The sequence below is a fragment of the Streptomyces flavochromogenes genome (assembly GCF_000717595.1).
Lineage (GTDB): Bacteria > Actinomycetota > Actinomycetes > Streptomycetales > Streptomycetaceae > Streptomyces > Streptomyces flavochromogenes.
On sequence record NZ_JNZO01000052.1, the window covers coordinates 1 to 12,156 of the forward strand.

The 12,156-nt window shown below is 73.6% G+C and carries 11 protein-coding genes; 8 read left to right on the forward strand and 3 right to left on the reverse strand.

The window, feature by feature from the left end; translation table 11 throughout:
* Positions 1-57: 57 nt before the first annotated feature.
* Positions 58-1,488: an aldehyde dehydrogenase family protein gene (locus IF00_RS0138890; protein ID WP_030326590.1), complete on the reverse strand. Its 1,431-nt coding sequence runs from the start codon at positions 1,486-1,488 to the stop codon at positions 58-60.
* A 353-nt stretch (positions 1,489-1,841) separates the two neighbouring features.
* Here IF00_RS0138890 and IF00_RS0138895 point away from each other — a divergent pair, with 353 nt between their 5' ends.
* The 8 genes from IF00_RS0138895 (at position 1,842) to IF00_RS0138930 (ending at position 9,746) form a co-directional block, all read left to right on the forward strand.
* Complete coding sequence (locus IF00_RS0138895) at positions 1,842-2,525, forward strand: thioesterase II family protein (protein ID WP_051820866.1); 684 nt, start codon at positions 1,842-1,844, stop codon at positions 2,523-2,525.
* A gap of 166 nt (positions 2,526-2,691) precedes the next feature.
* Entirely contained in the window at positions 2,692-2,976 is a 285-nt protein-coding gene (locus IF00_RS0138900) for a phosphopantetheine-binding protein (RefSeq protein ID WP_037640250.1), read from the forward strand.
* Positions 2,973-4,388, forward strand: a complete 1,416-nt coding sequence (locus IF00_RS0138905) for a TrpB-like pyridoxal phosphate-dependent enzyme (RefSeq protein ID WP_030326593.1) — start codon at positions 2,973-2,975, stop codon at positions 4,386-4,388. Before IF00_RS0138900 ends, IF00_RS0138905 begins: the two co-directional genes overlap by 4 nt.
* On the forward strand, positions 4,385-5,584 hold the full coding sequence (locus tag IF00_RS0138910) for an acyl-CoA dehydrogenase family protein (RefSeq protein ID WP_030326606.1): 1,200 nt from the start codon (positions 4,385-4,387) through the stop codon (positions 5,582-5,584). Before IF00_RS0138905 ends, IF00_RS0138910 begins: the two co-directional genes overlap by 4 nt.
* Positions 5,568-7,142 carry an amino acid adenylation domain-containing protein gene (locus IF00_RS0138915; RefSeq protein ID WP_030326594.1) on the forward strand — a complete coding sequence of 525 codons (1,575 nt, stop codon included), beginning with the start codon at positions 5,568-5,570 and terminating at the stop codon, positions 7,140-7,142. Before IF00_RS0138910 ends, IF00_RS0138915 begins: the two co-directional genes overlap by 17 nt.
* Positions 7,139-7,957: an alpha/beta hydrolase gene (locus tag IF00_RS0138920; RefSeq protein WP_245234763.1), complete on the forward strand. Its 819-nt coding sequence runs from the start codon at positions 7,139-7,141 to the stop codon at positions 7,955-7,957. The genes IF00_RS0138915 and IF00_RS0138920 overlap by 4 nt, the downstream gene beginning before the upstream one ends.
* Positions 7,944-8,801, forward strand: a complete 858-nt coding sequence (locus IF00_RS0138925; RefSeq protein ID WP_051820867.1) for an enoyl-CoA hydratase/isomerase family protein — start codon at positions 7,944-7,946, stop codon at positions 8,799-8,801. Before IF00_RS0138920 ends, IF00_RS0138925 begins: the two co-directional genes overlap by 14 nt.
* 12 nt (positions 8,802-8,813) lie before the next feature.
* The gene (locus IF00_RS0138930; protein WP_030326597.1) at positions 8,814-9,746 is read left to right on the forward strand and encodes a TauD/TfdA family dioxygenase; all 933 of its coding nucleotides are present in this window, start codon (positions 8,814-8,816) and stop codon (positions 9,744-9,746) included.
* An 85-nt stretch (positions 9,747-9,831) separates the two neighbouring features.
* Here the strand turns inward: IF00_RS0138930 and IF00_RS0138935 are convergent, their stop codons facing one another.
* Both IF00_RS0138935 and IF00_RS0138940 read right to left on the reverse strand, forming a co-directional pair.
* On the reverse strand, positions 9,832-11,031 hold the full coding sequence (locus IF00_RS0138935; protein WP_158710587.1) for a hypothetical protein: 1,200 nt from the start codon (positions 11,029-11,031) through the stop codon (positions 9,832-9,834).
* Complete coding sequence (locus IF00_RS0138940; RefSeq protein ID WP_030326600.1) at positions 11,021-12,088, reverse strand: polyprenyl synthetase family protein; 1,068 nt, start codon at positions 12,086-12,088, stop codon at positions 11,021-11,023. Before IF00_RS0138940 ends, IF00_RS0138935 begins: the two co-directional genes overlap by 11 nt.
* Positions 12,089-12,156 lie beyond the last annotated feature (68 nt).

Consider the following 12,156-nt stretch of genomic DNA (forward strand, 5'->3'; position numbering starts at 1 on the left):
GTGTGGGGGTGGGAGGGAACAGCGGGGGTCTCGCTCGGCCGCATCCGCCGGGCGGACTCAGCCGGGCAGCTGGAGGGACTTGACCTCCTGGAACTCCTGGATGCCGTGGCGGCCGAGCTCCCGGCCGATGCCGGACTGCTTGTAACCACCGAACGGGGCAGCGGCGTTGAACTTCGCGCCGTTGACGTCGACCTGGCCGACCCGCAGTCGGCGGGCCACGGCCACGGCGCGGTCCTGGTCGCCGGACCAGACGGTCGCGGCGAGGCCGAAGTCGGAGTGGTTCGCGAGGGACACCGCGTCGTCGTCGTCCTCGAACGCCATGACCGCGAGAACGGGTCCGAAGACCTCCTCGCGGGCCAGCGGCGAGGACGGGCCGACGTCCGTCCAGACGCTCGGCGCCACGTAGTGGCCGGTCGGGGGCAGGGCGGCAGCGGCGTCCTCGCCGGCGACCTGACGGGCGCCCGAGCGGGCGGCCTGCGCCAGATGGCCGAGGACCCGCTCCCGCTGCCCGGCGGAGGCGAGCGGGCCCAGCAGGGTCGCCGGGTCCTCGGGGTCGCCCGGCAGGTAGCCGGCGACGACCTCGCGGGCGATGTCCAGCGCGTCGTCCAGCCGCGCCCGCGGCACCAGCAGCCGGGTGCGGGCGGTGCAGGTCTGCCCCGCGTTGTGCAGGGCGCTGCGGACCCCGTCCTCGACCGCGGCGGCCAGGTCGGCGTCCGGCAGGACCAGCGTGGCGGACTTGCCGCCCAGCTCCAGGCAGGTCTTCTTGACCGTACGGGCGGCCGCCGCGCCGACCGCCCGGCCGGCCTCCAGCGACCCCGTGAAGGACACCAGGTCGACGCCGTCGTCGACGGTCAGCGCGGCGCCCGCCGTCGTGCCCCGGCCGGGCACCAGGTTGAAGACGCCCGGCGGCAGCCCGATCCCGTCGATGAGCTCCGCGAGGAGGTACGAGGAGAGCGGGGCGAGTTCACTCGGCTTGAGCACCAGAGTGCAGCCCGCCGCGACGGCCGCACCGATCTTGGCGACCGCCTGGTGCAGCGGGTAGTTCCACGGGGTGATGGCGCCGACCACGCCGACCGGCTCGCGCACCACGAGGGAGTGCCCGATCCGCTCCTCGGCCGTGGCCGCGGCGAGCTCCGCCGCGAAGCCGTCGAGCACCCGCACCGGCAGCCCCGCCTGGACGCGCCGGGAGAACGTGATCGGCGACCCCATCTCCCGTGTGACCGTTTCCGCCAGCTCGTCCTGGTGCTTCACCAGGGCCTCGCGCAGCGCCGTCAGGGCCGCCACGCGCTCCTCGACGCCGGTCGACGCCCAGCCGGGCAGCGCCCGGCGGGCCGCGTCCACCGCGCGCCAGACGTCCTCGCTGCCGCAGTCCGGGACCTCGCCGACGATCCGCAGGGTCGCCGGGTTCTCCACGGCGATCGTGCCGGTGGCGCGCGGGGCGGTCCACCGGCCGCCGACGTAGACCTGGTGCAGGGGGAGCGAATTCATGGCGTGACGGGTCTCTTTCGGCAGGATCGAACGAGTTGAATTCCTCCGGCGAACGGGCAGGAGGAAGAGAATTCACGATGTGACGGCGGACCAATGTACGGAGCCCGACCGTCCGTGGACTGGATGAATTCTGTATGCCGAACTGCCGCCCGAATCGGGTGGTGACGACCCGTGAAAAGGCGTTAAGGTGCGGTGCTTGAAATGCCGGGACGGGTGAGTTCCCGGCCGTTCGGGAAGACCAGGGAAGCAGGCCGTCAGTGATACCAAGCCCGGTACGTGCCCGGAATACCGCAAGCCCGGACGGGCGCTGGCTGCGCCGGCCCCGCCCGGTGCCCGCGCCGAGGATCCGCCTGGTGTGCCTGCCGCACGCGGGCGGCACCGCCGGCGCGTTCTACGGCTGGGCCGACGCCCTGCCGGACGACGTGGAACTCGTCACGGTGCAGTACCCCGGGCGGCAGGACCGCTTCGGCGAGGCGTGCGTCAGCGCCATGGGCCCGCTCGCCGACAGCGTGGCGCGGGAGCTGCTGCCGCTGTTCGACCGGCCGGTCGCACTGCTCGGCCACAGCATGGGCGCCGCCCTCGCGTACGAGGTCACCCTGCGTCTGGAGGCGCTGTACCGGGCCCGTCCGCGGCACCTGTTCGTCTCGGGACACGGCTCGCCGCTGAGCCCCCGCGGCGGCCGGGACCTCCATCTGCGGGACGACGACGCCATGGTCGAGGGTCTGCTCGCGCTCGGCGGCATGGACCCGGCGGTGGTCGCGGAGCCGGAACTGCTGGCCCTGCTGCTGCCGTCGTTCCGCGCCGACCTGACCCTGATCGAGACCTACCGGCCCGCCGCGGCGCGGCCGGTGACCGTGCCGGTGACGGCGTACGTGGGGAACGCCGACCCGGGCGTGCCCGTCGCGCACGCGGCCGCCTGGTCGGATGCGACGTCCGGGGAATTCTCCCTGCAGGTCTTTTCCGGTGACCATTTCTCCCTCGTGCAGGGGAGCGAGATCGTCACGGACGTCGCCCGCGTTCTCGCCGGCCCGCACTGATCCCCCGCAATACCCTCCCGGAGCCCCGGCTCCCCCTTGATCTCCTCGACTTCCCCGCGCACCCGACCGCCGGCCATCGCGGGAATTCTCTCCGGCGCCGTATCGGCGCCGCCCGCACGAAGTCATCCCGACCCGACGTATTTCCTGTTCCAAGGAGCCTTTCGACATGCTGCCCGACGACGACGTGGCCACGAAGGTCCGCGCACTCATGGTCGACGCCCTCGATCTCCGCCTCGATCCCCAGGACATCGGTCCGCAGGTCTCGCTCTACTCGCCGATGATCCAGCTCGACTCGCTCAACCTGCTCCAGCTCCTGCTCGCCGTCGAGACCGAGTTCGGCGGCCACGTCGAGGACGAGGACGTCATGGAGGCCGACCTGGAGACCGTCGGCGACCTGATCGAGCTCGTCCGCCGGCATGTCGCCGGCCTGCGGACGGAGACCCCGGCATGAGGGCCGTGCGCAACCAGTACCTGCTCGACGAGGACGACGTCCCGACCCACTGGTACAACATCCTCGCCGACCTCGACGTGCCGGCCTCCGACGTCCGCCGGGCCCGGCCCGCCGCAGGGCCGGACGCCGACGCGACCGGCGACGCGCGGACCGCCGACCGCGGGTCCACAGGGGCCAACATCCCGCTCTCCATGTACCGCGGCAGCGTCGGCACCGAGCGCCATGTGAAGATCCCCGACCCGGTGCGCGCGCAGTACCAGCGCTGGCGCCCCACGCCACTGATCCGCGCCCACCGCCTGGAGCAGGCGCTCGACACCCCCGCGCACATCTACTACAAGTACGAGGGCGCCAACGCCTCCGGCAGCCACAAGCTCAACTCGGCTCTCGCGCAGGCCCATTACTACAAGAAGGCCGGCGTCCAGGAGATCACCACGGGCACCGGCGCCGGTCAGTGGGGCACCGCCCTGTCGATGGCGTGCCACGCCCTCGACCTCGCCTGCACCGTCTTCATGGTCAACTGCAGTTACCGGCAGAAGCCCTACCGCCGGGTCCTGATGGAGCTCAACGGCGCCCGCGTCATCCCCAGTCCGAGCGGTACCACCGAGGCGGGCCGCGCCCTGCTCGCCGCCTCGCCCGACGGCGACGGCAGCGTCGCCATCGCCAACGCCGAGGCCCTCGAACACGCCCGGACCGTGACCCGCGGCGCCTTCTCCGTCGGCAGCGGCGAGAACCACGTCCTGCTGCATCAGACGGTCATCGGCGAAGAGGCCCTGCTCCAGATGGAGCTCGCCGGGGAGTTCCCCGACGTGGTCATCGGCGCGATGGGCGCGGGCAGCAACTTCGCGGGTCTCGCCTTCCCCTTCCACCGCGAGAAGCTGCGCACCGGAGCCGGGACCCGGCTGGTCGCCGTGGAGCCCGAGGCGTGCCCCAAGATGACCCGGGGCCGCTACGCGTGGGACTACAACGACTTCTCCGGCACCACCCCCATGACGAAGATGTACACCCTCGGGCACACCTTCGTCGCGCCCGGCGTGCACGCCGGAGGACTGCGTTACCACGGCGCCGCGCCGCTGGTCAGCGCCCTCTACGACCGCGGACTGATGGAGGCCGTGGCCTACGGGCAGAAGGAGGTGTTCGAGGCCGGGGCGTTCTTCGCGCGCACCGAGAACCTCATCCCCGCCCCCGAGTCCGCGCACGCCGTCAAGTGCGCCGTCGACGAGGCCGTACGCGCCCGCGAGGAGAACCGGGCGCGCGTCATCCTCTTCAACGTCAGCGGCCACGGCCTGCTCGACCTGTCCGCGTACGACCAGTACCTGGCGGGCACCCTGGAGGACCACGTGGTCTCCGACAGTCACATCGCCGCCTCGCTGGCCGGTCTGCCCGCCCTCGACCCGGTCGGCGGCCGCCCGTGAACCTCAGCCCCACCGAGGAGCAGACCGCCCTCGTCGACCGGTTCCGCCTGCTCGGCCGGGACCTCGGCGCCGATCTCCCGGCCCGGGAACGCACCGGGACGCTCCAGCCCGGAGACTGGCAGCGCTGCGCCGACGCCGGAGTCCTCGGCCTCCCCGTGCCCCGCGCGTACGGCGGCCTCGGACTGAACCCGCTGACCTGCGCCCTCGCTCTGGAGGGCCTGGGCGAGGGCTGCCGCGACAACGGCCTCATGATCGCGCTCGGCGCGCACATCTGGGCCGCCGAGATCCCGCTGCTGCTGTTCGGCAGCGAGGAGCAGAAGAACCGCTATCTGCCCGGACTCTGCGACGGCCGGCTGATCGGCGCCCATGCCATCACCGAGGCGGGATCCGGCTCCGACGCCCTCTCCCTCACCGCCACCGCCCGCCGCGAGGGCGACCACTACGTCCTCGACGGCGCCAAGCGCTTCGTCACCAACGCGCCCCTCGCCGACGTCGTCCTCGTGTACGCCACCGTCAACCCGGCCCTCGGGTTCACCGGCGTCACCGCCTTCCTCGTCGAATGCGGCCAGGCGGGACTGACCGTCGAGACCCGCTACGAGAAGGCCGGACTGCGGACCGCGCCCTGGGGCGAGATCACCCTCAGCGGCTGCCGCGTCCCGCTCTCCGCGCGGCTCGGCGCGGAGAAGCAGGGCTCCCGCGTCCTCGCCGCCACCATGGCCTGGGAACGCTCGCTGATCCTGGCCCCGCTGCTCGGCGCCATGGGACGCCAGATCGACGACTGCGTCCAGTACGCCCGCACCCGCGAGCAGTTCGGCCGGAACATCGGCAAGTTCCAGTCCGTGTCCCACCGCATCGTCGAGATGCGGATCCGGCTGGACGAGGCCCGGCTGCTCACCCACCGGGCCGCCTGGGACCTCGAGCGGGACGTCGCCTCGCACTACGCCGAGGCGGCCCAGCTCCGCACCAGCGAGTCCGCCGTCGAGACCTTCCTCGACGCCCTCCAGGTGTACGGCGGCCTCGGCTACACCACCGACACCGACGTCGAACGGAATCTTCGCGACGCCCTCGGCACCCGGATCTCCTCCGGCACCTCCGACATGCAACGGCTGGTGATCGCCGAGAAGCTCGGCCTCACCACCCGCGCCCGCGCCGCGTCCCCCCGCCCCGCAGGAGCCCGCCATGCGCACGCTGAATGAGCTGCTGACCCACACCGCGGCCACCCGGCCCACGGCCGAGGCGGTCCGCCACCGGGGCCGCTCCACCGACTACGCCGGCCTGGACCGGGCGGCCACCGCGCTCGCGGCGACCCTGCGCGAGCAGGGCGTCCGCCCCGGCGACCGGGTGGGCCTGTGGTTCGGCAAGTCCACCGAGACCCTCGTGACCCTCCACGCGATCCTCAAGTGCGGGGCCGCGTACGTCCCGGTCGATCCCACCACGCCCGTCGCCCGCGCCGCGTACATCCTCGGCGACTGCGCCGTCCGCTGCCTGGTCACCGACGCGCCCCGGCTCGCCCTGCTCCAGGAGCACGGCGTTCCCGCCGCGCTGCGCACGGCCGTGCTCGTCGGAGACGAACCCGTCCCGCCCGGCGACCCGGCGCTCCGGTCGACGAGCTGGGCGCAGGCCGTGGACCGGCCGGCGCCCGACGGATTCGAGCCCACCGCCGTAGGCCCCGACGACCTCGCCTACATCCTCTACACCTCCGGATCCACCGGCACGCCCAAGGGCGTCATGCTGTCCCACCGCAACGCGCTGGCGTTCGTCGACTGGACCGTGACCGAGTTCGGGCTGACCGCCGAGGACCGCCTGTCCTCCCACGCCCCCGTCCACTTCGACCTCTCCGTCTTCGACGTCTTCGCCGCCGTGAGCGCCGGCGCCTGCCTCGTCCTCGTACCCGAGCACCAGCGGGCCCTCGGCCCGGCGCTCAACCGGCTGGTCGCCGAGGAGGGCGTCACCGTCTGGTACTCGGTGCCCGGTGCGCTCATCCGGATGCTCGACGCCAAGAACCGCGCCCTGCTGGAGAGTTCACGCCTGCGGACCGTGCTGTTCGCGGGCGAGCCGTTCGCGCTCAAGCATCTGCGGCGGCTCCGCGCGGCGCTGCCGGGAGCGGCCCTGCACAACCTCTACGGCCCGACCGAGACCAACGTCTGCACCCACCACCGCGTCACCGACGCCGACCTCGCCCCCGACCGCACCGCGTCCCCGCCCATCGGCCGCCCCTGCCCGTACGCCGAGGCCCGGCTCCTCGGCCCGGACGGACGGCCGGTCCCCGACGTCCCCGGCGCCGAGGGCGAACTCTGCGTCACCGGCGACTCGGTGATGCTCGGCTACTGGGGCCGCACCCCGCCCGCCGAGGCCGCCGGGGAAGCGGGGACCCACCGCACCGGCGACCTCGTCCGGTCTCTGGAGGGCGGCGGCTACCTCTACCTCGGCCGCCGCGACCACATGATCAAGATCCGGGGGCACCGGGTCGAGCCGGAGGAGATCGAGGCCGTCCTGATGCGCCTGCCCGACGTCCACGAGGCGGTCTGCGTCGCCGTCCCGGACGCCGACGGCAACCAGGAACTCCAGGCCCATGTGGTGCCCGCCGACGGCGCGGCCCCCGCCCCTGCCGACCTGCGCGCCCACTGCATGGCGACCCTCCCGCGCTACATGGTCCCCGCCGCCTTCCACCTGGCCGGCTCCTTCCCCCGCACCTCGACCGGCAAGACCGACCGCCGGGCCCTGGCCGCCCTTCGCCTCCAGGAGGCGGCGTGACCGCCCGCGTGCTCACCCTGCGCCGGCCGAGCCGGCTGCTCGGCCGCGACAAGGGCGTCAACATCGTGCTGCCCGGCGGCTACAGCGAGGACGGCCCCGCCCACCCCGTCCTGTACCTGCTGCACGGCTACGGCGGCAGCAAGGACACCTGGCTCGTCAACACCCGTCTCGTCGACCTGGTCAGGGACAGCCGGACCATCGTCGTCCTGCCGCAGAGCGGACGCCGCTGGTTCGTCAACGACCACGCCGGACTGCGGTACGAGGACCACCTCGTCCACGAACTCGTGCCGGCGGTCGACGCGCGGTTCCACACCCGCGCCGACCGCTCCGGACGCGCCGTCGGCGGCTTCTCCATGGGCGGGGCCGCCGCGCTCTTCCTGGGGCTGCGGCACCGCGACGTCTTCGGAGCGGTCGCCTCGCACGCCGGGGCCTTCGAGGCGCCGCTGCGGACCGGGGACCCGTACGCCACGCTCCGCTCGGACCCCGCGTTCGCCATGCCCACGGTGGACAGCCACGAGCGGGTCTGGGGACCGCCCGGCAGCGAGACCAGGCGGCGCTACGACCCGTACCGCCTGATCGGCCAGGACAGCCGCACCCCGCCGCCCGCCCTCTACCTGGACATCGGCACCGAGGACCACGACCGGATGCGGGCCATGAACCGCCGGGTCCGCGACGCGCTGCGCGAGCGCGGCCACGAGGTCGCGTACCACGAGCGGCCCGGGGGCCACGACTGGCGGTTCGTCGACGGCGCCCTGCCCGCCTCGCTGGAATTCGTCGCCCGCCACACCGAGGAGCGGACGCATGAACGCATCTGAACCCTCCCTCCTGGTCACCCGCCCCCTCCCGGGCGTCGTCACGGCCGCCCTGAACCGGCCCGCCCGCAGGAACGCCCTGAACGAGGACCTGTTCGCCCGCCTCACGGACCTCTGCGCCGGACTGCGTGCCGACCCCTCCGTACGGGTGCTCGTCCTGACCGGCGCCGGGGACACCTTCTGCGCCGGGTACGACATCGACGAGGTCGGCCGGATCGCCGCGCTGCCCCCGCTCGACCTGCTCGACCTGCTGCACCGGCAGGCCGGGGCGATCACCGGGCTGACGGCTCTGCCGCAGACCGTGATCGCCGCCGTCGACGGCTCCGCCGTCGGCGCCGGGCTCTCCCTGGCGCTCGCCGCCGACATCCGGCTCGCCGCGCCCGGCGCCCGCTTCCGGGCCTCCTTCGTGAAGATGGGGCTCTCCGGCGGCGACATGGGCGCCTCCTGGCTGCTGCCCCGGCTGACCGGCCTCGGCTTCGCCTCCGACATGATGCTCACCGGCCGGTTCGTGGCCGCCGACGAGGCCCTCGCCCGCGGCCTGGTGAGCCGGGTGACCGCCCCCGGCGAACTGACCGGCGCCGCGCTCGGCCTCGCCGCCGAGATCGCCGCGAACAGCCCGGTCTCGCTGGCCCTCACCAAGCAGGTGCTCCAGGCCAACACGGACGCGCCCTCGCTGGCGGCCGCCCTCGAACGGGAGGCCCCCGTCCAGGTCGTCGCCGCCCACTCGCCGGACGTCCGCGAGGCGGTGGCCGCCTTCCGGGCCCGCCGCGCCCCCGACTTCGCCGCGGCCCGGCCCACCGACACCCAGCACGCCGGGGACGCCGTCCCGTCGGCGCCCCCCTCCTGAAAGGAACCCCACGTGACCACCGAGAACGCCTGGCAGCCCCGGATCCTGCGCCCCGCCGACGTCGGCGCCGACGCCACCCCGCAGGGCCTGGAGGAGTACCTGCGGGCCACCGACGTCGGCCGGCTCCTGGCCGAGGAGCGCGCCGTCTACTTCCGCGGCTTCGGGATCACCGCCGACAGCTACGACGGCGCCGCCGACCTGCTGCTGGCGAACCGGCTCGCGTACGTCCACGGCAACTCGCCGCGCACCAAGGTCGGCCGCAACCTCTACACCTCCACCGAGTACCCGGCCGAGTTCGAGATCTCCATGCACAACGAGATGTCGTACGCGCACACCTGGCCCTCGCGGATCCTGTTCTTCTGCGACGTGGCGGCGGCCACCGGCGGTGCGACCCCGCTCGTCGACGGCCGGCTCTGGCTGGAGTCCATCGACCCGGAGATCCGGGCGGCCTTCGCCCCCGGCGTCCGCTACACCCAGAACCTCCACGACGGCATGGGCTTCGGCAAGAGCTGGCAGGCCACCTTCGAGACCGAGGACCGGTCCGAGGTCGAGGCGTTCCTCGACGGCGCCGAGGCCGAGTGGAGCTGGCAGCCCGACGGCACCCTCCGCGTCACCCAGCTCCGCCGCGCGACGCTGGAGCACCCGGTCACCGGCACGGAGGTCTGGTTCAACCAGGCCGACCAGTGGCACATCGCCGGACTCGGCGACGACGCCGCCGCGCTCGCCGAGCTCATACCCGAGGACGAGCTCCCGCAGAACGCGTTCTTCGCCGACGGCAGTCCCATCCCTGCCGAGTACATCACCCACGTCCAGGAGATCGGCATGAAGACCGCCGTGGACGTCGCCTGGGAGGTCGGCGACCTGCTGCTCGTCGACAACGTCGCGGTCGCGCACGGCCGCCGCGCGTTCACCGGGCAGCGCCGGATCCTGGTCGCCATGGCCTGATCCGTGCCCCGCTCCCGTAGACGCCTCGAAGGGCCGGCCCGAGTGGGCCGGCCCTTCGAGGCGTTCACGGTGAGGGCGGGAGCCGTCAGGACGCCCACCGGTCGAGGGCGGCCAGGAACGCCGGCACGTCGTCCTCGATCCGGCCGGTCGCCGCGAACCGCCGCGACGGCAGCTCTTCGACGACGCGCCGCAGTGTCTCCTCCGTCTCCCGGACGACCGGCGCGAAGTCCAGCCGCAGCAGCTTCGCCACCGCGCCCAGCGTGCTGCGCGGGCCCGCGCCCAGGACCTGCCCGGCGCGGCCGCCGGAGGAGACCGGGGCGTCGCCGCCCCGGTCCACGAAGACCACCAGGTCCACCGGCAGCGGCCGGGCCGGGGCGGGCCCGGCACCGGGGCGCACCGGAAACAGGTACTCCCGCCCCCGGTGGTCCGCGGGCAGCCCCGACGAGTGCCCCTCGACGGGCGTCCCGGTGACCCGCTCGATCAGAGCCCGGTCGTCCGGATGCGCCCGGCACTCCCACGCGCCGCTCAGGAACAGCGGGACGACGGCCAGGTCCCCGGTCACGAACACCAGATCCTCCGCGACCACCCGCCAGCCGTGGGCGAAGGCCGCCAGACCGAGGGTGGACTTGCCCGAGCCTGACGCACCGGCGAGCAGCACGGTGAACCCGTCGTCACGGGTGACGGCCACACCGTGGATCAGGGCCATCCCGCCGCTCAGCATCAGCGGGGCGATCAGCGCCATCCGCGTCAGCTTGCGCCGGAACGCCTCGTGGCTCGCGGACACCTCCACGAGGGCGCCGGGTGCGCCACAGGGGAGGGGAGCGTCGTCGGCGCGCGGCGTCCCGCCGACCGCGCCGTGGGCGTGGGCGGGATCGGGCGACGCCGTCAGCAGTCCGGCCGTGCCCGAGGCCTCCCGGGCCGGCCAGTGGATCCGGCGGACGGGCCCGCTCTCGCTGTACGCCGCCCAGGGTCCGCCCGGCGCCGGTGGCGGCTCGCCGGACGGCGGGCGGTACGCGTCCACCGCCCGCACCCCCAGCCGGACCGCCCCCGAGGAGGGGAGCGGTCCGGCGCCGCGGGCCAGCGCCCCCGTGAAGACGTCGAGTCCCTCGACCGGGTCGACCCCGTCCCAGAACGACCCCGCCGCGCCCGGTGGCACGGCGAACTCCCATTCCGCCACGACCCGTTCGGAGACCAACCGCCCGGAGGCGGCCTGGCTCGCGGTGGACGGACCCGGGGCGGCCCGGCCCGGGGCCGCCGGGCCGGGGGCGCTCAGGTCACTTGTCACGGTAGGCGGCCTGCCTCGCCATCGTGTGGAGCTCGGCGGCCCAGTCCGGGTCCAGCGCCCCGCGCACGGCGGCCCGCGCGGTCTCGATGCGCTCCGCGATCACCGCCTCCACCCGGTCGCGCATCCCGGTCCGGATGAGCACCTCGTGCAGCCGCTCGGGGTCGGCCCCGGTGAGGTCGTCGCCGACCAGCTCTCGTACCTCCGCCTCGTGGCGCAGCGCGATCGACATCAGCAGCGTCATCTTGTGCTGCTTGAAGTCGAGCTGGGCGGGCTTGCCGATCACGTCGGAGCTGCCGAACGCGTCCAGCAGATCGTCCCGGAGCTGGAACGCCTCGCCGAGCGCGAGACCGTACCGTTCGAACGCGGGCTGCAGCTCCTGCGCGCCGGCCAGCTCCGCGCCCATGGCCAGCGGCCGGTAGACCGTGTAGCGCCCGGACTTGAACAGCGCGATCCAGCTCGACAGTTCGGGGTCCGGCACGAACCGGGCGGCGGCCCGTACGTCCAGGAACTGGCCGATCATCAGCTCCGTGCACAGCTCGCCCCAGATCCGCCGGGCGTGCGGCGGACAGTCGACGAGCAGCCGCTCCGCGTACACCAGCGCGAGGTCGCCGGCGAGGACGGCGACGCTCTCGCCGTACCGGCGGGGCTCGCCGCGCCAGTCCCGCTCCGAGTGGAGCGTCGAGTGCAGGACGTGCGCGGTCGGCTCGTTGCGGCGCAGCCCCGAGTCGTCCATGACGTCGTCGTGCAGCAGCGCGAAGGTGTGCAGCAGCTCCAGGGCGGCCGCCACGTCGACGACGACCTGCGCCTCCGGGTCGCCGCCGCCGGCGAGATAGCCGGCGATGCAGAACGCGGGACGCAGGCGCTTGCCCCCGCTGCCCACCATGCGGCTCACGCAGTCGATCAGTTCGGCCGAATCCGGGTTGAGCGCCGCCCAGGAACGGCGCTCCTCGGCGAGGAATTCATGAATACGTCGCTCCACCCGCGCCAAGACACGGTCGCGTGTTTCGCGGGCGGCGACACCGGTGAATTCTTGACTCACCGGGAAAGTAGTGGACATGCGGATCTCCTGATACCGGGTAGACCTCAACATGCTCTTTCTCGCACACCCAAGAGCCCGCGAAAAGA

Coding starts and splice junctions, on each gene's coding strand:
- IF00_RS0138890 (WP_030326590.1), bottom strand. CDS start 1,488: ATGAATTCGCTCCCCCTGCACCAGGTCTACGTCGGCGGCCGGTGGACC.
- IF00_RS0138900 (WP_037640250.1), top strand. CDS start 2,692: ATGCTGCCCGACGACGACGTGGCCACGAAGGTCCGCGCACTCATGGTC.
- IF00_RS0138905 (WP_030326593.1), top strand. CDS start 2,973: ATGAGGGCCGTGCGCAACCAGTACCTGCTCGACGAGGACGACGTCCCG.
- IF00_RS0138915 (WP_030326594.1), top strand. CDS start 5,568: ATGCGCACGCTGAATGAGCTGCTGACCCACACCGCGGCCACCCGGCCC.
- IF00_RS0138925 (WP_051820867.1), top strand. CDS start 7,944: ATGAACGCATCTGAACCCTCCCTCCTGGTCACCCGCCCCCTCCCGGGC.
- IF00_RS0138940 (WP_030326600.1), bottom strand. CDS start 12,088: ATGTCCACTACTTTCCCGGTGAGTCAAGAATTCACCGGTGTCGCCGCC.